This is a genomic window from Salmonella bongori NCTC 12419, from assembly GCF_000252995.1.
Lineage (GTDB): Bacteria > Pseudomonadota > Gammaproteobacteria > Enterobacterales > Enterobacteriaceae > Salmonella > Salmonella bongori.
Window position 1 is genome coordinate 460067 of sequence record NC_015761.1, and the last position, 23868, is coordinate 483934.

Here is a 23868-nt window from a genome sequence, read left to right on the forward strand (position 1 = left end):
TCGCGGCCTTTTCCATTTCTGAAAATTGCCGTTTGTTCGTTTTTCTCTGTTCCGCTATCGTGATTTCGCTGTTAACAAACAAGGAGAAAACAGTATGAAACACGGAATTAAAGCTCTGCTTATTACGCTTTCTTTAACCTGCGCAGGCACGACCCATAGCGCACTGGCGGCGACGCCTGTCGCAAAAAATGCGGTGGTAGAAACGAAAACTGATACCGCCTCTTCGGCCTCCGCTAAAGCAACATTACCCGCTAAAGCCAGCGATGATGAAGGCACCAGGGTGAGCATTAATACCGCCTCAGCAGACGATCTGGCACGGGTGATGAACGGCGTGGGACTAAAAAAAGCGCAGGCCATCGTGAGCTATCGGGAGGAGTATGGCCCTTTTAAAACGGTAGAGGACTTAAAACAGGTACCGGGAATGGGCAGCGCGCTGGTAGAGCGTAACATGGCAGTTTTAACATTGTAATAACTTGCACAGTGGCAAAAATTTGCCAGACTAAGAGAGGTCATACCAGTTGTGGCCTCTGTATATGTCGTTTATCTATAACAACAACGTAAGGTTTAGTGCGCTATGCAAACACAAATCAAAGTTCGTGGTTATCATCTTGATGTCTATCAGCACGTTAATAATGCCCGTTACCTGGAGTTTCTGGAAGAAGCTCGTTGGGATGGGCTGGAAAGCAGCGATAGCTTCCAGTGGATGACGGCCCGCAATGTGGCGTTTGTGGTGGTCAATATCAATATAAACTATCGCCACCCGGCAGTATTGAGCGATCTGCTGACCGTCACCAGCCAGGTACAGCAGCTTAACGGTAAAAGCGGTGTGTTAAGCCAGGTCATCACGCTGGAGCCGGAGGGGCAGGTGGTGGCGGATGCGCTAATTACTTTTGTTTGCATTGATTTAAAAACGCAAAAAGCGTTACCGCTGGAAGGCGAATTGCGTGAAAAGCTGGAAAAAATGGTGCAATAACGTCTTGAAGCCTGATGGCGCTATGCTTATCAGGCCTGCACGCCCTTTGGTTTTACAGGCCGGATAAAACGCATTAGCGTCGCCATCCGGCAACATAAGTGGATTATATTATTTCAGACCCGTTTTCTGCTTCATTGCCGCCATTATCGCAGCTTTATCCGACAGATAATGGTTCAGACCGTTGGCGCGCAGATTACAGGCCGCGCAATGGCCGCAGCCGTCACCTTTAATGCCGTTATAACAGGTCAGCGTCTCTTCGCGAACCAAATCCAGCTTACCCCAGTAATCAGCCAGCGCCCAGGTTTCAGCTTTATCGATCCACATTAATGGCGTTTCGAAGCGGATATTTTTCGCCATGCCCAGACTTACGGCGTGGTTCAACGCTTTGACAAATTCGTCCCGACAATCCGGATAACCGGAAAAATCGGTTTCACATACGCCGGTAATTACTGCTTCGGCTTTTACCTGATAAGCGTAAATAGCTGCCAGCGTCAGAAAGAGAATATTGCGTCCCGGTACAAACGTGTTGGGGATACCGTCAGCGTTCGGTTCATAATCCGGCACTGGAATGCTATCTCGCGTCAGGCTGCTGACCGCCAGTTCGTTCAGTAAGGTGACGTCCAGCACTTTATGCGCGCGCGCGCCAAGTTTTAACGCCAGAGAGCGTGCAACATCAATCTCAGCGCGGTGGCGCTGGCCATAATCAAACGTGACACAATGCACTTCATCATACTGATGCAGTGTCTGCGCCAGACAGGTGGTGGAGTCCTGACCTCCACTAAATACAACAACGGCGCGTTTCATAATTATTCCGATAATGACGAAAACCAATATGGTAACGCGTGCGGATAATGCCGACCAGCTTCTTCATGGCGAAGGCGGCGGAAGCCAGGCTTCGCTAAATTCAAACCATCCGCGGGGAGTAAGCCGAACGCCGTTAACGCCTGGTGGGGCGCTGATACGGTAATGATAATTAAACAGCGGCGTCAGTGTGGCCTCATCCATCAGATTGGCAAAAACCTGTTGCAGCGCAGTGCGGCGATCTTTTTCATTTGGCTGAATTTGCAGCGCGTCAAGCGTAGCCTGTAGATGCGAAAACGCCGGTGCATCTAACACATGTGGCCAGAGCGGATCGCAACGTAGCCATTGCTCCAGCGTATATTCCGGCGCTTCGCCGATTAGCCTGTCGCCCATCATTAGATCCGCTTGCGCCAGCGCAGGGCAGTTATCCCAGGTTTTAGCGTTATGAAAAATCAGCGTTAATTTACAGCCGAGAGTCGCAAGGTAGAGGCGAAGTTGTTCCGCCATTGTATGAAGCTCGACGGGAAGATGGTATGCCAGGGTGAGTTTTTTAGGCAAGGGCGTTTCATCAGCATCCTGCCATTGTGGTATTGTCCAGCCAGGTAGCAGTTCCTGACTCGGGGTAATCAGATTCTCATCTACCGGCAACGTTTTTAGCAGAGAAGTATGATGGATAATATGCATCAGGCGTCGCGCCTGCGATACGTTGAGCCGGAGGCCCTTTTTAATCGTTAAATAACAAAAGCCCAGACTAATACCACTACTTACCTGACTCAGCGTCGCCAGCTCGTCCGGTTTGCCGATGGCGATCTGCACCGGATGGCGGCAACTGGTGCCCAGATCCTGCGCAAATAGCTGGGGAGTGATCCAGAATTCAATCGCTTTAAGCAGCGGATGGCTAAGGTGGTAATGGTCGTGACTCTCCAGGCGTACCAGCTCCGGCGTAAATAACGTTAGACGAAAAGGACCGGTGCCGATAAGCGGTAGGTCAGGATGTGCCAGACCGCTGCAATAGCTCGCCAGACGATGCGCCAGCCAGTAATCAGGCCGATGAAGGATAAAGGTCAGGCACTGAGGATGGGTAATTTCGATACGTGCGACGCTAATAAACAATTTGCTTAGCGTTGGCAGGGTAAGCAGCCTTTCGAGGCGTTCATGTAGCTGCGCGGTATCCACCGTATCGCCATTATGCCAGTGCAGCGTGGAACGAATATAAAAATCCCAGCGTAAACCGTCGGCGGAAATATTCCAGTGATGCGCCAAATCCCCGCAAGGATATTGGCTATCACGATCGAAGCGCGTTAACCCGGAAAAGACTTGCCCGGCAAGATGTTGCTCGGCGCGCCCCGGCAGGAAACCCGGACGTAGCGGGTCAAGCGGACGATAATAAGGTATACGTAATGTCGGCGTATCGTTTTGCCATTGACCCCCCATAAAGGGCTGGAGCATTGCCCGCAACTCGCCCGGCGCCAGTTGGGCCAGTTCCAGCACATTAAGCTGTTGCCCCTTTTCCAGCGCCTGCTCCATCATGGCGGTGCGCAGAGATTCCGGCGTAACCAAAAACTGTAGCCGTCCACGTTTCCCGCGTCCGGACTGCGCCTCCCATTTTAACCAACCCGCTTCCTGTGCCTGACGGAGCAGCGTTCGCAGATGACGCTCGCTACAAAAGCAACGCCCAGCCAGTTCGCTTACGGTGACGTATTGTGTTTCTCCGGCGGAAGGCTGCCAGAGTCGTTGATATTGATTAAGTCGATTCAGTAGCCTCATAAAAACCCGGAACACTTCCTTTTATCTGTTCACTATTACTTCCGTATATCTCAGGTAATACTGAACGACAAGTTAACCGCGTCACAGTGTGGAGAAAGCGATGGCCCGTCTGGCTGCATTTGATATGGATGGCACATTATTAATGCCCGACCACCATTTGGGTAGAGAAACGATCGCCACGCTGGCGCGTCTGCGCGAACGCGACATCACTCTGACATTCGCCACTGGTCGTCATGTTCTGGAAATGCGGCATATTCTGGAAACACTTTCACTGGATGCTTATCTGATCACCGGTAACGGGACGCGCATCCACTCGCTGGAAGGCGACGTGCTTCATCGCCAGGATCTCGATCCCCAGGTTGCCGATACGGTGATGCATCATGCCTGGGATACCCAGGTCAGTATGCATGTTTTTAATGACAACGGCTGGTTTACTGGCCATGAGATCCCCGCGCTACTTCAGGCACACGTATACAGCGGCTTTCGTTATCAGGTTATCGATATAAAACGCATTCCAGCGCATCAGGTGACGAAGATCTGCTTTTGCGGCGATCATGACTCACTGGTCCGTTTGCGTATTCAGCTCAATGAGGCGCTGGAAGAACGCGCGCACCTCTGTTTCTCTGCTGTCGATTGCCTGGAAGTATTACCGCTGGGGTGTAATAAAGGGTCGGCGCTGGCGGTATTGAGCGGCCATTTGGGGCTTTCACTGGCAGACTGTATGGCGTTTGGCGATGCGATGAACGATCGGGAAATGCTGGGCAGCGTCGGGCGAGGGTTAATTATGGGTAACGCCATGCCGCAGCTTATCGCTGCGCTGCCGCATCTGTCGGTTATCGGACATTGTAGTAATCAAGCTGTGTCACACTTTTTGACGCATTGGCTGGACAATCCGCATCTACCTTATTCCCCCGAATGAGAGATCTCTTCCAGCAAGCCAGACGCTCTGTCTGGCTTTTTTTTGTCGGTTTTTAACCAGCGGTAAGCCATTTTTCGATAGTGGCCGACCACGGTGCTAAATCACCGATATGGTTGCTAACCCATAACGGGTTGTAATAAGTATCCAGATAGCGTTCGCCGCTATCGCACAATAACGTCACGATAGCGCCGGTTTCTCCAGCTTCGCGCATCCGGGCCGCAAGCTGTAACGCGCCCCACATATTCGTACCGGTAGAAGCGCCAACCTTACGGCCCAGCTGTGTTTCCAGCCAGTGCGCGGCGGCAACGCTGGCCGCGTCCGGTACACGCAGCATCTCATCAACGACATCCGGAATAAAAGAGGGCTCAACACGCGGACGACCGATACCCTCAATTTTGCTGCCCACCGGACTGCGTAATAAAGCGTCCCGATGTTGCCAGTAAGATAAGAAGACGGAGTTTTCCGGATCCACCACCATCAACTGAGTATCGTAGCCCTGGCAGCGAATATAGCGTCCGATTGTTGCTGAGGTTCCTCCCGTTCCGGCGCTCATGACAATAAACCGAGGCACCGGATGGGGTTCGTTCCGCATCTGGCGAAAAATACTGTCGGCAATATTATTATTGCCCCGCCAGTCGGTAGCGCGTTCTGCATAGGTGAACTGGTCCATATAGTGGCCGTTCAGTTCATGCGCCAGCCGCTCAGATGCTGCATAAATTTCGCTGGCGCTCTCCACAAAATGGCAATGGCCACCGTAAAATTGGATCTGCTCGATTTTACGTTTGGCGGTACAGGCGGGCATGACAGCGATGAACGGTAGTCCCAATAGACGCGCGAACCAGGCCTCGGAAATCGCCGTTGAGCCTGACGATGCTTCAATAATCGGCGTACCTTCTTTAATCCAGCCATTACATAGCCCATAAAGGAATAACGAGCGTGCCAGACGATGTTTGAGGCTACCGGTAGGATGCGTGCTTTCATCTTTCAGGTAAAACTGAATGCCGGGAAAGGCTGGCAGGGGCAGGCGAATAAGATGCGTGTCGGCCGAACGCTGGTGGTCAGCGTTAATTTCATTAATGGCATTTTTAACCCAATTGCTACTCATCATTAATATCCATTTATCATTTTGTGCCAAGATTAGCGAAAAGCACGGAAAAAATTGTTGCTATTTGGCCTTTAAATTACAATGCAGAGAGAAAAATATTCTCTATAGGCCGGCTATGTTAGATAAAATTGACCGTAAACTGCTTGCTTTATTGCAGCAGGACTGCACCCTCTCTTTGCAGGCGCTGGCGGATGCCGTTAATCTGACGACCACGCCTTGCTGGAAGCGGCTTAAGCGCCTGGAAGACGACGGCATTCTGCTGGGGCGGGTCGCACTGCTGGACCCGGAAAAACTGGGGCTGGGGTTAACCGCCTTTGTGTTGATAAAAACGCAGCACCACAGTAGTGAATGGTACTGTCGGTTCGTGACCGTCGTTACTGAGATGCCGGAAGTGCTTGGTTTCTGGAGAATGGCAGGGGAGTATGATTATCTAATGCGGGTTCAGGTAGCCGACATGAAGCGCTATGACGACTTCTACAAACGCCTGGTCAATAGCGTTCCAGGACTGTCAGACGTCACCTCCAGTTTTGCGATGGAACAGATTAAATACACCACGTCTCTACCCATTGAATAATTCTCCCGGTATTACCGGACATCATATCAGGAAATAACGCGTGCGATTATTTGCTCAATTAAGCTGGTACTTTCGCCGGGAGTGGCGTCGCTATCTTGGCGCGGTGTTCTTGCTTATGCTTATTGCGATTCTTCAGCTCATTCCGCCAAAAGTGGTAGGTATTGTCGTGGATGGCGTAACCGCACAGCACCTTACTGCTGGTTGGGTAGCGATGTGGATTGGTTCTATCGCGCTGATTGCCGTGGTGGTCTATTTATTGCGTTATGTCTGGCGTGTGCTGCTATTTGGCGCATCCTACCAATTAGCGGTTGAGTTGCGTGAAGATTATTATCGCCAGCTTAGCCGACAGCACCCTGAGTTTTACCAGCGTCATCGTACCGGTGATCTGATGGCGCGCGCGACGAATGATGTGGATCGTGTGGTCTTTGCCGCAGGCGAGGGCGTTCTGACGCTGGTGGACTCGCTGGTAATGGGGTGTGCGGTGTTGATTGTTATGTCCACGCAAATTAGCTGGCAGTTAACGCTGTTCGCACTGCTGCCGATGCCGATTATGGCGCTGATGATCAAACGTTACGGCGATCGGCTGCATGACGATTTCAAGTTGGCGCAGGCAGCCTTTTCCAGCCTGAACGATCGTACGCAAGAAAGCCTGACCAGCATTCGCATGATCAAAGCATTTGGTCTGGAGGACCGACAGTCCTCGCTATTCGCGGCGGATGCCGAAGATACCGGCAAGAAAAATATGCGAGTGGCGCGTATTGACGCTCGTTTTGATCCGACGATTTATGTCGCTATCGGCACGGCGAACCTGCTCGCGATTAGTGGCGGGAGCTGGATGGTGGTTAACGGCAGCATGACGCTGGGGGAACTCACCAGCTTTATGATGTATCTGGGGCTGATGATTTGGCCTATGTTGGCGTTGGCCTGGATGTTTAATATTGTAGAACGTGGCAGCGCCGCTTATAGCCGCATCCGTGCGATGCTGGCAGAAGCTCCGGTCGTCATCGATGGCGAAGAGCCGGTACCGGCGGGGCGGGGCGAACTGGTAGCGGCGATTCGCGAGTTTTGCTATCCGCAAACGACGCATCCGGCGCTGGAGAATGTCAATTTTCGTCTTAAACCCGGTCAGATGCTGGGAATATGCGGGCCGACCGGCGCAGGAAAGAGCACGATATTATCGCTTATCCAGCGCCATTTCGATGTCACGCAGGGAGAAATCCGTTTTGATGACACGCCGCTGACACGTCTGCAGCTTGATAGCTGGCGTAGTCGACTGGCGGTTGTCAGCCAGACGCCGTTTTTATTCTCGGACTCTATCGCTAATAACATTGCGCTTGGACGTCCGGATGCGACCCAGGAAGAGATTGAACAAGTGGCGCGTTTAGCCAGCGTCCATGAAGATATTCTCCGCTTGCCTCAGGGGTACGACACGCAGGTGGGCGAGCGCGGTGTGATGTTATCGGGGGGGCAAAAACAGCGTATCTCGATTGCCAGAGCGCTATTGCTGAATGCGGAAATCTTGATTCTTGATGATGCGCTTTCGGCGGTAGATGGCCGAACAGAGCATCAGATTTTGCATAATTTGCGTCAGTGGGGCGAAGGACGCACGGTCATCATTAGCGCGCATCGTTTGTCGGCACTCATCGACGCGAACGAAATCATTGTTATGCAGCATGGACATGTTGTTCAGCGCGGCGATCATGATCAACTGTCGCAGCAGATTGGCTGGTATCGCGATATGTATCGCTATCAACAACTGGAAGCCGCGCTGGATGACGCGCCGGAAAATGACGAGGAGGCGGCGAATGCGTAGTTTTGGGCAACTATGGCCGACGCTGAAACGGCTGCTGTCGTATGGCTCGCCCTGGCGAAAACCGCTCTCTGTCGCGGTGGTGATGCTGTGGATTGCGGCCGCGGCAGAGGTTAGCGGCCCGCTACTGATCAGCTATTTCATTGATAATATGGTGGCCCAACACCATTTACCGCTGGGTAAAGTCGCGGGTCTGGCGGCTGCCTATGTGGGACTGCAGTTTCTGGCGGCAGGTCTGCATTACGCGCAGTCTTTATTATTTAACCGGGCGGCTGTCGGTGTGGTTCAGACATTACGTACTGACGTAATGGATGCCGCTTTGCGCCAGCCATTAAGCGCCTTCGATACGCAGCCTGTCGGACAATTAATTTCACGCGTGACCAACGACACGGAAGTTATCCGCGATCTGTACGTTACGGTCGTCGCGACGGTATTACGCAGTGCGGCGCTGATCGGCGCCATGCTGGTCGCCATGTTCAGCCTTGACTGGCGCATGGCGCTGGTGGCGATTTTGATTTTCCCGGCGGTGCTGACCGTAATGATCATTTATCAGCGTTACAGCACGCCGATTGTTCGACGCGTGCGGGCGTACCTGGCAGATATTAACGACGGCTTTAACGAAATCATCAATGGGATGAGCGTTATTCAACAGTTTCGCCAGCAGGCGCGCTTCGGCGAACGAATGGGCGAGGCCAGCCGTTCGCACTACATGGCGCGGATGCAGACGCTGCGCCTGGACGGCTTTTTATTGCGTCCATTGCTTAGCCTCTTTTCCGCACTCATTCTGTGCGGTCTATTGATGCTCTTCAGTTTTTCGTCTGCCGGCACGATTGAGGTTGGAGTGCTGTACGCGTTTATTAGCTATCTGTCGCGCCTGAACGAGCCGCTCATTGAGCTGACTACCCAGCAATCTATGCTACAGCAGGCGGTTGTAGCGGGAGAACGTGTCTTTGAACTGATGGATCGCCCGCGCCAGCGCTATGGCAGTGACGACAGGCCGTTGCAAAGCGGTGCGATTGATATTGACCATTTGTCGTTCGCTTACCACCGCGATAATCTTGTTTTACAGGATATTACGTTATCAGTACCGTCTCGTAGCTTTGTGGCCCTGGTTGGACACACCGGCAGTGGGAAGAGCACGCTCGCCAGCTTACTGATGGGTTACTATCCGCTGACGCAAGGCGAGATCCGTCTGGATGGACGAGAAATTTCTTCCCTTGAGCACCGTGTTTTACGTCAGGGCGTAGCGATGGTTCAGCAGGACCCGGTAGTGATGGCAGATACCTTCCTGGCCAATGTGACGCTGGGACGTGAGGTTTCAGAGGAGCAGGTTTGGCAGGCGCTGGAAACGGTACAACTGGCGGAACTGGCACGCAGCCTGAGCAATGGCTTGCATACGCTTCTCGGTGAACAGGGAAATACGTTGTCTGTCGGGCAAAAACAGCTGCTGGCGCTGGCACGAGTGTTGGTTGACGCCCCCCAGATATTAATTCTTGATGAAGCAACGGCCAGTATTGACTCCGGCACCGAACAGGCGATACAGCAGGCATTGGCTGCGATTCGCGAGCACACCACTCTGGTGGTTATCGCCCATCGGTTATCAACCATCGTTGAGGCTGATACCATTCTGGTGCTCCATCGCGGCCAGGCCGTGGAACGCGGGACGCATCAACAATTACTGGCGGCGCGAGGGCGCTACTGGCAAATGTATCAGTTACAGTTAGTTGGTGAAGAGTTAGCCGCCAGCGTACATGAGGAGTCTGACTCCGTGGCGTAAATCCCGGCGCCACTGGGGCAAAATGTTACCTGTCATGCACCGTCATGGTGCGTTTTACGTTTTCCTGCTTTGATATCGGGGACGGTCAATATCATCACGCCCCGTTAATTGCGCGCTTTCTTGCCATTCCATTTTTGGCACATCCTTTGCAAAGTCCATCCTGAAGGGTTCATACATGGCTGCTGCCTTACCTGATTCTGCCTGGAGGGGGTCTATGAAACTGGTTACCGTGATTATCAAACCGTTTAAGCTGGAGGACGTGCGTGAAGCGCTTTCTTCTATTGGCATTCAGGGGCTGACCGTCACCGAAGTGAAAGGGTTTGGCCGTCAGAAAGGCCATGCCGAGTTGTATCGCGGCGCGGAGTACAGCGTGAATTTTTTGCCAAAAGTCAAAATTGATATCGCTATCGCCGACGATCAGTTGGAAGAGGTCGTCGATATCATCAGTAAAGCGGCGTACACCGGAAAAATTGGCGATGGCAAAATTTTCGTCGCAGAGCTCATGCGCGTTATTCGTATTCGCACTGGCGAAGCCGACGAAGCCGCGCTGTAAGCCCCGTCACCCAGCAACAGGACATGAAACAATGAAGAGAGCGATGATAAAAAACACACTGGCTTCACTGGCGCTGCTGCCCGGACTGACGATAGCCGCGCCAGCGGTTGCCGATAAAGCGGATAACGCCTTTATGATGATTTGCACTGCGCTGGTATTGTTTATGACGATACCGGGTATCGCATTATTCTACGGCGGATTGATACGCGCTAAAAACGTGCTGTCGATGTTAACTCAGGTAACCGTCACCTTTGCGCTGATCTGCATTTTATGGGTGCTTTATGGCTATTCGCTGGCGTTTGGCGAAGGTAATTCTTTTTTTGGTAATGTTGACGGGGCGATGTTGAAGAATATTGCCCTGACGGCAGTAACAGGCTCAATTTACCAGTATATCCATGTGGCGTTTCAGGGCTCTTTCGCCTGTATTACCGTCGCGCTGATGGTTGGCGCGCTGGCGGAACGTATCCGTTTTTCGGCTGTACTGATTTTCGTGACAGTGTGGTTCACACTCTCTTATATTCCGATTGCGCATATGGTGTGGGGCGGCGGCCTGCTGGCTGCTCACGGCGCGCTGGATTTTGCCGGCGGTACGGTAGTGCATATTAACGCCGCTATCGCCGGGCTGGTAGGGGCCTATTTAATTGGCAAACGTGTCGGTTTTGGGAAGGAGGCGTTTAAACCCCATAATCTGCCGATGGTCTTTACTGGTACGGCGATCCTGTATATTGGCTGGTTTGGATTTAACGCGGGCTCCGCGGGTAGCGCAAATGAGATTGCGGCGCTGGCCTTTGTGAACACGGTTGTGGCGACCGCCGCCGCGATCCTGGGATGGATCGTTGGCGAGTGGACGCTACGCGGTAAGCCTTCACTGCTGGGAGCCTGTTCCGGTGCGATTGCTGGTCTGGTTGGGGTGACGCCTGCCTGTGGCTATGTTGGCGTTGGTGGCGCGCTGCTCATCGGCGTTATCGCCGGGCTGGCAGGATTATGGGGGGTCACGATGCTTAAACGTATCCTGCGGGTGGATGATCCGTGTGATGTTTTTGGTGTTCATGGCGTGTGCGGGATAATCGGTTGCATCCTGACTGGCGTCTTTGCCGCCAGTTCTCTGGGGGGCGTTGGCTTTGCCGAAGGTGTCACGATGGGGCATCAGGTTTTGGTACAACTGGAAAGTATTGCTATAACGGTAGTCTGGTCTGGGGGTGTCGCATTTGTCGGCTTCAAACTGTCGGATAGCCTGGTGGGACTGCGCGTGCCGGAAGAGCAGGAACGGGAAGGACTGGATGTGAACAGCCACGGCGAAAATGCGTATAACGCGTGACTGTACAACATGCCGGATAGCGATGCGAAAGCGTCTTATCCGGCCTACGGGGCCCGACATTCACGGTAGACCTGATAAGCGAAGGACCATCAGGCAGTTAACGCCGGATAGCGGAATGGTTTTTAATTGTGATTACGCATCACCCCTTCTTGCACGGTCGAGGCGACCAGCGTGCCATCCTGAGTATAAAACTCGCCGCGAACAAAGCCCCGGGCGCTGGAAGCGGAAGTGCTCTCCACACTATAAAGTAGCCATTCATTAAGATTGAACGGGCGATGGAACCACATCGAGTGATCGATAGTGGCGATCTGAATGCCTTTTTCCAGAAAACCGATGCCGTGAGGCTGAAGCGCAACAGGAAGAAAGTTCAGATCAGAAGCATATCCCAGCAGGTATTGATGGACACGAATATCAGCCGGAACTGTGCCGTTGGCACGAATCCAGACCTGACGCGTCGGCGCGGCGACGTGACCTTTTAACGGATTGTGAAATTCTACAGGACGAATCTCCAGCGGACGATCGCTGAGAAACTTTTCTTTCAAAATCGGCGGCAGGAGATGCGCCAGCGACTGCGCGATTTCCGTTTCTGATTGTAGCCCTTCCGGTCCTGTTGCGGCCGGCATCGCCTTTTGATGTTCAAAGCCCGGTTCCGGGGCCTGGAAGGATGCGGTCATATAAAAGATCGGTTTCCCGTTCTGAATAGCGGCAACGCGGCGGGCGCTGAAACTATTACCGTCGCGCAGCACTTCTACATCATAGATGATGGGCTTTTGGCTATCGCCTGGCCGCAGAAAATAGCTGTGGAATGAATGCACCAGCCGCTCTTCCGGCACCGTTTCTTTTGCCGCATACAGCGCCTGGCCCACCACCTGGCCGCCAAATACCTGACGTAGACCTAAGTCTTCACTTTGGCCCCGAAAGAGTCCTTCTTCAATTTTTTCCAGATTCAATAACGTCAGCAAATTATTTAGCGTCTGACTCATACATGCTCTCCAGGTGACAACAATGCCGAAGCGAGATAGGCCAGAGTATAACGCAATTTCACAAGTGGTCCGATGGGTACAAAAGTCTGAATAACAGACCAATTCCAGGCAAAAATGAGTGACATGTGCCACACTTAATCACGTTATGTTTCTGTTAACCACTCTTCCGGCGGGGGGAAAGGCCTGCTGGTGCATTGATGATAAGGAGAATTGAATGAAACTCGTGCACATTGTAAGTGGTTTAGCGGTTGCGATATCTCTGGCGGCCTGCGCTGATAAAAGCGCTGATATCCAGACGCCTGCGCCAAACCCTAACATGTCGATTACTGCTAATCAGTCTACTATTCAGCAACCCAATGTTTCTGGTACCGTCTGGATCCGCCAGAAGGTCGCTTTGCCGCCAGATGCGGTGCTGACCGTGACGCTTTCTGATGCTTCTCTGGCGGATACTCCGTCTAAGGTATTGTCGCAAAAAGCGGTACGGACCGAAGGTAAACAGGCACCTTTCAGTTTTGTGCTGCCGTTTAACCCATCCGATATTCAACCTAACGCGCGTATTCTCCTGAGCGCGGCAATCACCGTCGATAACAAGCTGGTATTTATTACCGATAATGTAAAAACGGTGATTAATAATGGTGGCACTAAAGCGGATTTGACGCTGGTGCCGGTACAGCAAACGGCGGTGCCTATTCAGGCCAGCGGTGGTGCGACGACGACGGTTCCATCGACGTCGCCTACCCAGGTTAATCCGTCTTCTGCCGTTCCTGCGCCTACCCAGTATTAATCCTGCGCCAACCCTCTCCACACCGGAGAGGGTTAATACACCCAGCGATAGCGCTGTAAATCAATTTGCCCGCTTCCCGATACCACCACGCCTTCCGCCAGTAGCGCCTGACGTTGCCGTTGTAGATCTGGCCCGGTGAGAGATATGGCGCCGTGGCGATTGACAACCCGATGCCATGGCAGGTTACTGTCTTCCGGCAGACGTTTTAACACTCCACCAACCTGACGCGCCGCCCGCGGCGAGCCGGCAAGCCTGGCGACATCGCCATAGGTCATAACAAACCCTTCCGGGATCGAGGCGACGATTTGCCAGACGCGCTGCGGAAATGTGTCCTGTATATCCATCATAGAATCCTGCGTTAATGCTTCAGGATAATCCGGAATAACGGTGGAAGAAAGCCCGGGTGCGCAAGAAATCAGCATCCGATACCTGATGGGTTGCAATTACAGGGTATAGCAGTGATAATGCGCCTGCGCGTTGGTTCACAACGCTCTCTATGGGGGCTCTGTTGGTTCTCCCGCAACGCTACTCTGTTTACCAGGTCAGGTCCGGAAGGAAGCAGCCAAGGCAGATGACGCGTGTGCCGGGATGTAGCTGGCAGGGCCCCCACCCAATTCTGCCGTTCGGCAATGTTATCTACGTTGTTTTCTCTGCGCCTCGTTATAGCCGTTGCTCTGCCCAAAGAATAAATGCCTCGCCGGGCAGCGCCTTACTGTATAACCAGCCCTGACCATAATGCACGCCATGCTGGCGTAGCCACTGTTCTTGCCTCGTCGTTTCGATACCTTCTGCAACCATTTTGAGTTTGAGCGTTTTCGCCATTTCAATAATATGCGGCGTGACGTTTTTATATTCCAGCGCATCGACAAAGGACTTATCAATTTTAAGGACATCCACATCCAGATTTTGTAAATAGCTGAGGCTGGAATAACCGGTGCCAAAATCATCAATATAAATTGAATGCCCCGCGTTACGGTATCTGGCGACGATTGGCGCGCTGGTTTTCGGATCGGCGAACTCGCGCTCTGTTAACTCAAGCGCGATTTGCGATGGAGAAATTTGGCTACGGCTGAGCAGGGAGCTTAACAACGCCGGGAGCTTGTCCGACGCCAGATCGGATGCCTCAAGGTTGATGGAAATATGCTGTTCAGGGTGGGCTTTTAACCAGCTCCCCATGTCTTTAAAGACGGTTTCGATGATCAAGCGGGTTAGCGGCTCCGTAAGCCCGGTTTGTTCGGCCAGCGCGATAAAAATCTCCGGAGAAAGGAAGGTGTCGTCCGCCTGTGGCCAGCGAGCTAAGGCTTCTGCGCCGACAATTTTTCCATTGCTCAGGGAGACAATAGGCTGATAGTGCACGTTGATTTCTCGATTGTCTATCGCATCCTGGAGACGGTGGCGGGGCGACTGTAGCCGACGCAAAATACGCAGAATAAAGGCGGCGGCCAGTAAACCCGTGAGGATTCCCGCTGGCAGCCAGATAAATGTCTGGCGATACCAGTTTTGTTCCAGCGGGGCAGAGGATGCCCAGCTTACAATCGTGATCCCCATTTCCGGAAAGGGATGGATAGCATACAGAGTGCCATGATTTTCCAGGCGCAGGGGCGTCTCATGCTGAATCAGAGGAAGAATGGCGGGCTCAAGTTTACCACTGCTGGCAACCACGGTATTGCGCTCCTGCCCAATAATGGCGACATCAATCGGCCATGCTCCGAATGGAATCACGTCGATAAAAGATGCCGGGTCGATCATGACGATGTAGTTATTACTGCCGAGTGCGGCCATATAACGATTTATTCCCAGATCGTTTTGTGCCGTAAACCAGGCGCGATAACCATCCTGCGTGATTTTCATGGGAGGCGGAAAAGCGGGAATGTGGCTCTCTTTTTCCAGTGAGGAGCACACGGGAACATTGTTTTTAAGATACAACACTTCCTGAACATAACGAAAGCTATAAGACACACGGCGCATGGCGAGTAAATGAGCGCTGCTGCAGGGTTCTCCTTTAAAGGAAGCCATATACGCTAATGCGGCTTTTGCCTGGCCTCTGACCCTTTCTGTACGTAATGCAACCCGGGAGGAGAAGACATCCAGTTCGTCATTGAACTTTTTTTCAACCTGGCGGTGCGCCAGCCACAGACTTAATCCTATCGGGAAAAGGACAGACAGGATAAGCACTCCCGTTACCAGGCTGACCAGATGTCGTGTTGTCACAGTGATATCCTTATAAACACAGCGTAGAGAAAGTATATCCGATCACAAATCGCGCCTTCGAATGATAAAGCGATTTTATCGGTTTTACAGGCCGCAGGGGACCAGGGGGAGTCTGACGGAGGAGGCACCCTGTATTTACAGGTTGAAAAATGATCGTGAATGATGTATTTTAATGTTATGTTATAACATAATGGTGAGGGCGCAATGAAACCAGATATTCATCCTGTTTACCGTACCGTCGTATTTCACGACACCAGTGCAAATGAATATGTGAAGGTGGGATCGACTATCAAAACTGAACGTACAATCGACATGGACGGTGTGACGTATCCGTATGTCACTATTGATGTGTCATCAAAATCGCATCCTTTTTACACTGGTAAACAGAAAACGTTTGATAACGAAGGCAGCGCCGCGCGTTTCCAGAAACGTTTTGGCCACTTTCTCGGCGCTAAGCGGGGATAAATGCGATGCAGGTACTTAACTCACTTCGCAATGCTAAACAACGGCATCCGGATTGCCAGATAGTAAAACGCAAAGGACGCCTGTATGTGATTTGTAAAACGAATCCACGATTTAAGGCGGTTCAGGGGCGTAAAAAAAGGCGTTAACCACCTACTGTGAGAGAAGAACAGTGCGCACCAGGGATGGGGCGCACTTTTTTTATTCGCGTGCTTCTGCGCGGGCGAGCGTAAAAATATCGTAGAAGGAAAGTTCACCTTTGCGGGCTATCATCTTTTGCAACTGGGCCTTTTGCGCATTATCTACCCGTGGAGACTGAAGAATCGTCTCGATGAGCGTGGGGGGAACGAAACGGGTGTTGTACCATTCGCCGTTATAGCACACCCGGAGATCCAGCACGTCGATGTCGTCATAATGATAACGCGGAGCGACGTCGAAAAAGAAAAAACCATTAAACACGATAAATAACACGACTAACAGCCACACCGAACCCGCCAGTGTTTCTGATTGCAGCATAACCGCCAGTGTCGCAAACCAGGCGGCATACATCGCGATGAATAATCCGGGATGTTTACGAATAAAACTGATGCTAAAACGCGGTCTGTTATCGCGTTTTTCACGGGCGTTTAAGTCATCAATGGTTTCGCTGAGCAGGCGCTGTATCTCTGTCATCTTTTGCCTTCATGATTTCTGCGACATGCGGGATAGTAACAGCGCATTGTAAGAGGTTGCTCGGCATGAGAAAAGTAACAGATTAACTATGAATTATCATAACAGTTATCATTTTTACTACAATTTTTTAATGATTCGAGCCGGGTTTCCGCCGACCACGACGTTTGACGGTACGCTTTTTGTCACTACAGCGCCTGAGGCAACGACCACATTATCACCGATCGTTACGCCCGGATTAATGACAGCTCGTCCGCCTATCCAGACGTTATTGCCAATGGTCACGGGTTTGCCAAATTCTCGTCCACTGTTGCGTGTAACGGCGTCCAGCGGGTGTGTGGCAGTATAAATATGTACCCCCGGCGCAAACATACAGTTGTCGCCAATATGAATTGGGCACACATCAAGCATGACACAGTCAAAGTTAGCGTAAAAGGAATGACCAGGGTAAATATTATAACCATAGTCACAGCGAAAGGAGGGTTCAATATAGACGTTGTCGCTTTGACCCAACAGGTTACGCAAAATCGCCTGACGCTTATTTATTTCATCAGGCGCGGAATGATTGTATTGATGGATGAGTTGGCGTGCCCGCAGACGATCGCGACATAAAGTTTCATCGCTCGGGCAATACAACTCCCCGGCAATCATTTTTTGTTTTTCGTCACTCACTGTGCGCTTCCATTAGCAGATATTATCGCAACATAATCGATAATATATTATTCAAGGGAACGTTCCCTGTTATTTCTATGTGATCTATATCACTGTTCTATAATGACCCGTTGTGTTATTGGCTGAAAACGAAGGGGGATAACACATGGGGTATTCCCGTAAACGCAATATCGAGTGATTAACGAATGAATTTCCATACAGAAGAAGGAATCTTGTCGTAAAGTTTGTTCATCGTCAATTCTGCAAGACGGTGATCTGCTGCTGAGTAAAATACAGCCAACTCGTTATCGGATAGTTCATATTTATTTTTCTCAATGACGCGCTCCAGAGTGTCAATTGTCTGACAGCGCCGTAAACGCATCAAATAATCAGTTTTAGTTAATGGTTTATCAGACATAAATTCTACCTATGATTGTAATAATTTTTAACAAGACAAACTAACAGGATTGGCCCTGGTGGCGTTAACAAAACAGCGAAACAGGCGGTTGCCCGATTTACGCCATTTTTGCAAATCCTGCGTATTAATACCATAGCTACTGAACAACATAAAGGTGTCGTCCAAGTATTCATCTATCTGTGCAATCAATTTATTGTCTTCATTGTACTTAATTTTATAATTAAGCGCGAAAGTTGCAATATGCTCGATCAGTTCATTGAGCTGAAGATTGACTGCTGAGGTCGGATCGTTAACCCAACCATGGTTGCTTTCTTCAAGGTTCGCAAGACAGTCATGATACAGGGTTTCGCAAAGAAATTTAAGCTGCGCGATATCATGTCTTTTGGGTGAGTATTCGTCCATAATGCATCCCCTTCTTAGTGGCTTGAACTAACTGAACACCGTTGAGATGGATACAACTAACTAACCTGGCACTTCCCCATGTCACCTTATGATTTAACTATAATCTACTCTAAAAAACTTTTCATCGTCATATTACGAAAAATTACAATTGCGTGAAATCTGTGTTCTGCCCTGCATTTTCGAATTTTGACAGTCAACGTCGAAAGCTTAAAAAGCAATCATTTTATTGTTTTTATAATCATCAGGTTAACGTTTTTTTACGTGTCAGACTAAAGTAAATGTCCGGCACGGAAGAAACAAACCAGGAATAATCTTAATATTACTTAATTAATACTTAATTAAGGCGTGGCCTATTTTGTTAAGCATAGCCTTCAGGATACCAGAAATTATACATTTTATTAATATGGTAAAAATAAACCTTCCAACAATAAGCGTATTTTATGATTTTTGTGCAGAAAAAAGGCCGCTTGCGCGGCCTTATCGACAGTGAGTAGATCAGCGATGTTCTATAGTGTGGCTATGTTCAATATCTTCGCTTTTACGACTAAAGCGGCGACGTACCACGACGAAGAAGACGGGGACAAAGAAGATAGCCAGGACTGTTGCAGTTATCATCCCGCCCAGTACGCCAGTACCAACAGCGTTCTGGGCGCCGGAACCCGCACCGGAACTGATTACCAGCGGCATAACCCCCAGCATAAACGCTAACGATGTCATCAGAATCGGACGCAGACGCATACGTACAGCCTCCAGCGTCGCTTCTACCAGACCTTTCCCTTCTTTATCCATTAAGTCTTTGGCGAATTCGACGATAAGTATCGCGTTCTTCGCCGACAACCCAATGGTTGTGAGCAGACCCACCTGGAAGTAAACGTCGTTTGTCAGTCCGCGGAAGGTAGCTGCCAGCAGCGCGCCAATAACCCCCAACGGAACAACCAGCATGACGGAGAACGGTATAGACCAGCTCTCATACAACGCCGCCAGACACAAGAAGACGACAATCAATGAGATAGCGTACAGGGCAGGAGCCTGGTTGCCAGACAGTCGTTCCTGGTAAGACATGCCGGTCCAGTCATACCCGATACCGGATGGCAGCTTACTGGCCAGCTCTTCCATCATCGCCATCGCTTCACCGGTACTCTTACCTGGTGCCGCCTGACCCAGTATTTCCATCGAAGGCAGACCGTTATAGCGTTCCAGACGCGGAGAACCATATTCCCAGCGGGAAGAGGAGAATGCAGAGAACGGCACCATCTGACCGTCGCTACCACGGACGTACCAGTCATTAATGTCATCTGGCAACATGCGGTATTTTGCCTCGGACATCACGTAAACTTTCTTCACGCGACCTCGGTCGATAAAGTCATTTACATAGCTGCCGCCCCAGGCCGCGCCCAGAGTGGTATTAATGTCACTAATGGAAACGCCAAGCGCCTGCGCTTTTTCCTGGTCGATATCGATTTTGAACTGTGGCGTATCTTCCAGACCGTTAGGACGTACGCCTACCAGCAGATCGGGATATTTCGCCACTTCGCCGAATAACTGATTACGCGCCTGGGTCAGTTTCTCATGGCCGAGGCCAGCCTGATCAATCAACTCAAAGTCAAACCCGGTCGCGGTGCCCAGCTCAACAATCGCTGGCAGGTTAAAGGCGAAGACCATCGCATCTTTAATTTGTGAAAACGCCGCGGTTGCCCGTTGGGTAATCGCTTCAACCTTGTTTTCATCACCAGGACGGTCGGCCCAGTCTTTCAACGATACGAACGCAATACCGGTATTCTGGCCGCGCCCTGCAAAGCCGAAGCCGTTAACGGCGAACACAGACTCAACGTTGGCTTTCTCTTTGTTCAGGTAGTAGTCCGTGACCTCATCCAGCACTTTCTGCGTGCGCTCTTGCGTCGCGCCGGCAGGGAGCTGAACCATCGTCAGAAATACCCCCTGATCTTCATCCGGCAAGAAGGAGCTTGGCAGACGAACGAACAGATAAGCCATTCCGACGACGATAATAAGATAGAGCAGCAGATAACGACCGGTACTGCGCAGAATATTACCTACGCTATCGGTGTAATGATGCGTGCTCTTATCGAACAGGCGGTTAAACCAGCCGAAAAAGCCTTTTTTCTCTTCGCCGTGATCGCCTTTGGCGACGGGTTTGAGCATCGTCGCACACAGCGCGGGCGTCAGGATCAGCGCGACCAGCACCGACAACGCCATCGCCGATACGATAGTGATAGAGAACTGACGATAAATCGCCCCGGTAGAACCGCCAAAGAAGGCCATCGGAATAAATACCGCTGACAGTACCATCGCGATACCCACCAATGCGCCCTGAATCTGGCCCATGGATTTGCGCGTCGCTTCCTTCGGCGGAAGGCCTTCTTCCGTCATAACACGTTCGACGTTCTCGACCACCACGATGGCGTCATCCACCAGCAAGCCGATGGCGAGCACCATCCCGAACATCGTCAGGGTGTTTATCGAGAAACCGAAGGCTGCAAGGACCGCAAAGGTCCCCAACAGTACCACCGGCACCGCAATGGTTGGAATCAACGTCGCACGGAAATTCTGCAGGAACAGATACATCACCAGGAACACGAGGATAATCGCTTCAACCAGCGTTTTCACCACTTCATGAATAGAGATCTTCACGAACGGCGTGGTGTCATACGGGTAGACGATTTTCATCCCAGACGGGAAGAACGGTTCCATTTTTTTCAGTTCGGCGCGAATAGCGGTAGCGGTATCGAGCGCGTTAGCGCCAGTAGCCAGTTTGATGCCCAGACCCGATGCCGGCTGACCGTTGAATTTTGCAATAACGTCGTAGTTTTCGCCGCCAAGCTCAATCTTCGCCACATCCCGCAGACGAACCTGGGAGCCGTCCTGGTTCACCTTCAGCAGGATTTTGCCGAACTCATCTGTCGAAGTTAGACGCGTTTGGGCAATAATAGACGCGTTAAGCTGCTGGCCTTTTACCGGTGGTGTACCACCGAGCTGGCCTGCTGCGACCTGGGCGTTCTGCGCTTTGATAGCGTTAATCACATCAACTGGCGTCAGTTGATATTTAGTCAGCTCTGTTGGATTCATCCAGATGCGCATAGCGTACTGCGAACCAAACAGCTGTACGTCACCCACCCCCGATGTACGGCTGATCGGGTCTTTCATATTGGCGGCGACATAATCCGAAATATCCTCCTGAGTCATCGTACCGTCGGTGTTAATGACGCCCACGACCATCAGGAAGCTACTGGAGGATTTTTCAACGCTAACGCCCTGTTGCTGTACTTCCTGCGGAAGTAACGGCATTGCCAGTTGCAGTTTGTTCTGAACCTGAACCTGCGCGATGTCTGCATCGGTACCGGATTCAAAAGTGAGTGTGATCTGCACGGTCCCCGTGGAGTCACTGTTTGAGGACATATACATCAGATTATCGATACCGTTCATATTCTGTTCGATAACCTGCGTGACGGTATCCTGTACCGTTTTCGCATCAGCGCCAGGGTAAGTCGCTGAGATCGTCACTGCTGGAGGCGCAATAGTAGGATATTGCGCTACCGGCAATTTGAGGATCGCGAGCCCCCCTGCCAACATGATGATGATGGCGATCACCCACGCAAATATAGGGCGATCGATAAAGAAATTAGGCATGTCTTAACGGCTCCTGTTTAAGTTAAGACCTGGGCTGAGCAGGCTGGTTACCGTTTGCGGCTTGCTGTTTGTTATCCGCGGTAATTTCCTGCACTTTGACCTGTGCGCCAGGACGTACTTTTTGCAGCCCGCTGACGACCACGCGGTCACCCGCTTTCAACCCGTCAGTCACCAGCCATTTATCGCCGATCGCCTGGCTTGCGACGATTTGGCGGGTTTCCACTTTGTTATCAGCACCCACGACCAGAACCGTGGCATCGCCACGCGGCGTGCGGGTAACGCCCTGTTGCGGAACCAGTAAGGCCGTCGGGTTTGTCCCTTCTTGCAGACGCGCGCGAACGAACATTCCTGGGAGCAAAGTGTGATCCGGGTTAGGGAAGATGACGCGCAAAGTAATCGATCCGGTAGTCTGGTCGACGGTAACGTCGGAGAATTCAAGCGTACCGGATTGCGGGAATTTGATGCCGTCGCTGGTCACCAGATCCACCTTCGCTTTGCCGTTTTCCTGTTTCAGCGTGCCATTCGCCAGTTCCTGCTTCAGACGCAGGAAATCATTGCTGGATTGGGTTACGTCCACATAGATAGGGTCAAGTTGCTGTACGGTCGCCAGTGCCGATGCCTGACCGTTTTGTACCAGCGCCCCTTCCGTCACGGACGATTTACCAATACGGCCGCTAATTGGTGAGGTAACTTTGGTATATGCCAGGTTGATACGCGCGGTTTCAACGGCGGCCTTGGCTGCAACAACGGCGGCATTCGCCTGCTGCGCGTCAGCTTGCGCCTGATCGTATTCCTGCTTACTGATATACTGCGTACCTAACAGTTTTTGATAACGTTTTACCGTCAGTTCAGCGATATTCGCGGCGGCCTGCGCTTTTGCCAAATCACCTTTGGCACTGTCGTAAGTTGCCTGGTACGTCGCAGGATCAATCTGGTAGAGGGAGACTCCTGCTTCGATATCACTTCCTTCAACAAAATTACGTTTCAGGATAATGCCGCTTACCTGAGGGCGAACTTCGGCGATACGGTAAGCAACGGTACGACCCGGAAGTTCAGTAGTGATCTGCAGTGGTTCCGTTTTTAGCGTAACAACGCCAACTTCTGGCATCTGCTGGCCGCCTTGCTGGTCCTGTTTGTCGTCACATCCTGTTAGCGCTAAGCTGCCTGAGAGCATCAGAACGACCGCCAGAGGCGTTAACCCTCTGTTTTTGTTCATATGTAAACCTCGAGTGTCCGATTTCAAATTGGTCAATGGTCAAAGGTCCTTAAACCCATTGCTGCGTTTATATTATCGTCGTGCTATGGTACATACATCCATAAATGTATGTAAATCTGACGCCTGTAAATTCACCGACATATGGCACGAAAAACCAAACAACAAGCGCTGGAGACACGACAACACATCCTGGATGTGGCCCTGCGTTTGTTCTCGCAGCAAGGCGTATCGGCGACCTCACTGGCGGAGATTGCGAACGCAGCTGGCGTGACGCGCGGCGCAATCTATTGGCATTTCAAAAATAAGTCGGATTTATTCAGTGAGATCTGGGAGCTATCAGAATCCAATATTGGTGAGCTTGAGATTGAGTATCAGGCAAAATTCCCCGACGATCCACTATCTGTATTAAGAGAAATTTTAGTTCATCTTCTTGAAGCTACCGTCACAGAAGAACGCCGCCGCTTATTGATGGAGATTATATTCCATAAATGTGAGTTTGTCGGAGAAATGGTTGTGGTTCAACAGGCGCAACGTAGCCTTTGTCTGGAAAGTTACGATCGGATAGAGCAAACATTGACGCAGTGTATTGATGCTAACATGCTGCCTGAAAATCTGCTGACCCGTCGCGCGGCGATACTGATGCGCAGCTTCATTTCAGGTATTATGGAAAATTGGTTATTTGCTCCGCAATCATTTGATTTAAAAAAAGAAGCCCGCGCCTACGTTACCATCCTGCTGGAGATGTATCAGTTGTGTCCGACGCTGCATGCGCCAACCGCCAGTGAGGCCCCTTCATAATTGTCCAGGAAAACTCCTGGACATTTTCTATC

24 protein-coding genes and 1 other RNA gene are annotated in these 23868 nt (G+C 51.2%); 13 read left to right on the forward strand and 12 right to left on the reverse strand.

Annotation, left to right across the window (positions count from 1 at the left end; translation table 11 throughout):
- Window positions 1-94 precede the first annotated feature (94 nt).
- The gene (locus SBG_RS02070) at window positions 95-469 is read left to right on the forward strand and encodes a helix-hairpin-helix domain-containing protein (protein ID WP_000680329.1); all 375 of its coding nucleotides are present in this window, start codon (window positions 95-97) and stop codon (window positions 467-469) included.
- A gap of 105 nt (window positions 470-574) precedes the next feature.
- Entirely contained in the window at window positions 575-973 is a 399-nt protein-coding gene (locus SBG_RS02075) for a YbgC/FadM family acyl-CoA thioesterase (RefSeq protein ID WP_001194549.1), read from the forward strand.
- A 108-nt stretch (window positions 974-1081) separates the two neighbouring features.
- Here the strand turns inward: SBG_RS02075 and queC are convergent, their stop codons facing one another.
- Complete coding sequence (gene queC / locus SBG_RS02080; protein ID WP_000817215.1) at window positions 1082-1777, reverse strand: 7-cyano-7-deazaguanine synthase QueC; 696 nt, start codon at window positions 1775-1777, stop codon at window positions 1082-1084.
- A gap of 63 nt (window positions 1778-1840) precedes the next feature.
- Window positions 1841-3541, reverse strand: coding sequence for an SgrR family transcriptional regulator (locus SBG_RS02085; RefSeq protein ID WP_001238186.1), 1701 nt, complete (start codon window positions 3539-3541; stop codon window positions 1841-1843).
- 100 nt (window positions 3542-3641) lie between these two features.
- Here SBG_RS02085 and cof point away from each other — a divergent pair, with 100 nt between their 5' ends.
- Complete coding sequence (cof, locus tag SBG_RS02090; RefSeq protein ID WP_000113028.1) at window positions 3642-4460, forward strand: HMP-PP phosphatase; 819 nt, start codon at window positions 3642-3644, stop codon at window positions 4458-4460.
- Between the two features lie 52 nt (window positions 4461-4512).
- Here the strand turns inward: cof and cdsH are convergent, their stop codons facing one another.
- Window positions 4513-5568: a cysteine desulfhydrase gene (gene cdsH / locus SBG_RS02095; RefSeq protein ID WP_000987840.1), complete on the reverse strand. Its 1056-nt coding sequence runs from the start codon at window positions 5566-5568 to the stop codon at window positions 4513-4515.
- A 112-nt stretch (window positions 5569-5680) separates the two neighbouring features.
- Here cdsH and decR point away from each other — a divergent pair, with 112 nt between their 5' ends.
- The 5 genes from decR (at window position 5681) to amtB (ending at window position 11597) form a co-directional block, all read left to right on the forward strand.
- Entirely contained in the window at window positions 5681-6139 is a 459-nt protein-coding gene (decR, locus tag SBG_RS02100) for a DNA-binding transcriptional regulator DecR (protein WP_000884583.1), read from the forward strand.
- A gap of 40 nt (window positions 6140-6179) precedes the next feature.
- Window positions 6180-7952 (forward strand): SmdA family multidrug ABC transporter permease/ATP-binding protein, encoded by a 1773-nt coding sequence (locus tag SBG_RS02105; protein ID WP_001235654.1) that lies wholly within the window; start codon window positions 6180-6182, stop codon window positions 7950-7952.
- Window positions 7945-9726, forward strand: coding sequence for a SmdB family multidrug efflux ABC transporter permease/ATP-binding protein (locus SBG_RS02110; protein ID WP_001256095.1), 1782 nt, complete (start codon window positions 7945-7947; stop codon window positions 9724-9726). Before SBG_RS02105 ends, SBG_RS02110 begins: the two co-directional genes overlap by 8 nt.
- A 214-nt stretch (window positions 9727-9940) precedes the next feature.
- Window positions 9941-10279: a P-II family nitrogen regulator gene (gene glnK / locus SBG_RS02115; protein ID WP_000780337.1), complete on the forward strand. Its 339-nt coding sequence runs from the start codon at window positions 9941-9943 to the stop codon at window positions 10277-10279.
- Between the two features lie 31 nt (window positions 10280-10310).
- A complete protein-coding gene (amtB, locus tag SBG_RS02120) occupies window positions 10311-11597 on the forward strand; it encodes an ammonium transporter AmtB (RefSeq protein ID WP_000816971.1) in 1287 nt (428 codons plus the stop codon).
- 122 nt (window positions 11598-11719) lie between these two features.
- On the opposite strand, the gene tesB is transcribed toward amtB, so the two are convergent.
- On the reverse strand, window positions 11720-12580 hold the full coding sequence (gene tesB, locus SBG_RS02125) for an acyl-CoA thioesterase II (protein WP_000084183.1): 861 nt from the start codon (window positions 12578-12580) through the stop codon (window positions 11720-11722).
- Between the two features lie 214 nt (window positions 12581-12794).
- Here tesB and SBG_RS02130 point away from each other — a divergent pair, with 214 nt between their 5' ends.
- Window positions 12795-13364, forward strand: a complete 570-nt coding sequence (locus SBG_RS02130) for a YbaY family lipoprotein (protein ID WP_000779806.1) — start codon at window positions 12795-12797, stop codon at window positions 13362-13364.
- 32 nt (window positions 13365-13396) lie between these two features.
- On the opposite strand, the gene SBG_RS02135 is transcribed toward SBG_RS02130, so the two are convergent.
- The gene (locus SBG_RS02135; RefSeq protein ID WP_000908589.1) at window positions 13397-13786 is read right to left on the reverse strand and encodes an MGMT family protein; all 390 of its coding nucleotides are present in this window, start codon (window positions 13784-13786) and stop codon (window positions 13397-13399) included.
- Window positions 13787-13870: 84 nt separating this feature from the next.
- Between SBG_RS02135 and ffs the strand changes: the two genes are divergently transcribed.
- An RNA gene (gene ffs / locus SBG_RS21290) (signal recognition particle sRNA small type) lies at window positions 13871-13967 on the forward strand.
- Window positions 13968-14024: 57 nt separating this feature from the next.
- Here ffs and SBG_RS02140 read toward each other — a convergent pair.
- Entirely contained in the window at window positions 14025-15575 is a 1551-nt protein-coding gene (locus tag SBG_RS02140; RefSeq protein WP_000213124.1) for an EAL domain-containing protein, read from the reverse strand.
- Window positions 15576-15779: 204 nt separating this feature from the next.
- Here SBG_RS02140 and SBG_RS02145 point away from each other — a divergent pair, with 204 nt between their 5' ends.
- A complete protein-coding gene (locus SBG_RS02145) occupies window positions 15780-16040 on the forward strand; it encodes a type B 50S ribosomal protein L31 (RefSeq protein WP_000801419.1) in 261 nt (86 codons plus the stop codon).
- 5 nt (window positions 16041-16045) lie between these two features.
- Window positions 16046-16186: a type B 50S ribosomal protein L36 gene (gene ykgO, locus SBG_RS02150; protein WP_001197749.1), complete on the forward strand. Its 141-nt coding sequence runs from the start codon at window positions 16046-16048 to the stop codon at window positions 16184-16186.
- Window positions 16187-16238: 52 nt separating this feature from the next.
- Here ykgO and SBG_RS02155 read toward each other — a convergent pair whose 3' ends face one another.
- The 6 genes from SBG_RS02155 to acrA form a co-directional block, all read right to left on the reverse strand.
- Window positions 16239-16709, reverse strand: a complete 471-nt coding sequence (locus SBG_RS02155) for a YlaC family protein (RefSeq protein WP_000136180.1) — start codon at window positions 16707-16709, stop codon at window positions 16239-16241.
- Window positions 16710-16826: 117 nt separating this feature from the next.
- Window positions 16827-17378, reverse strand: coding sequence for a maltose O-acetyltransferase (gene maa / locus SBG_RS02160; protein ID WP_001278796.1), 552 nt, complete (start codon window positions 17376-17378; stop codon window positions 16827-16829).
- A 178-nt stretch (window positions 17379-17556) separates the two neighbouring features.
- Window positions 17557-17775 carry an HHA domain-containing protein gene (locus SBG_RS02165; RefSeq protein ID WP_001280991.1) on the reverse strand — a complete coding sequence of 73 codons (219 nt, stop codon included), beginning with the start codon at window positions 17773-17775 and terminating at the stop codon, window positions 17557-17559.
- Window positions 17776-17802: 27 nt separating this feature from the next.
- Window positions 17803-18177 carry an Hha toxicity modulator TomB gene (gene tomB, locus SBG_RS02170; protein ID WP_000344807.1) on the reverse strand — a complete coding sequence of 125 codons (375 nt, stop codon included), beginning with the start codon at window positions 18175-18177 and terminating at the stop codon, window positions 17803-17805.
- Between the two features lie 495 nt (window positions 18178-18672).
- Window positions 18673-21822, reverse strand: a complete 3150-nt coding sequence (gene acrB / locus SBG_RS02175; RefSeq protein WP_001132513.1) for an efflux RND transporter permease AcrB — start codon at window positions 21820-21822, stop codon at window positions 18673-18675.
- A 22-nt stretch (window positions 21823-21844) separates the two neighbouring features.
- Window positions 21845-23038 carry a multidrug efflux RND transporter periplasmic adaptor subunit AcrA gene (gene acrA, locus SBG_RS02180; protein ID WP_001039205.1) on the reverse strand — a complete coding sequence of 398 codons (1194 nt, stop codon included), beginning with the start codon at window positions 23036-23038 and terminating at the stop codon, window positions 21845-21847.
- A gap of 141 nt (window positions 23039-23179) precedes the next feature.
- On the opposite strand from acrA, the gene acrR reads away from it, so the two are divergent.
- Window positions 23180-23836, forward strand: a complete 657-nt coding sequence (gene acrR / locus SBG_RS02185) for a multidrug efflux transporter transcriptional repressor AcrR (RefSeq protein WP_000101762.1) — start codon at window positions 23180-23182, stop codon at window positions 23834-23836.
- The last annotated feature ends 32 nt before the right edge of the window (window positions 23837-23868 follow it).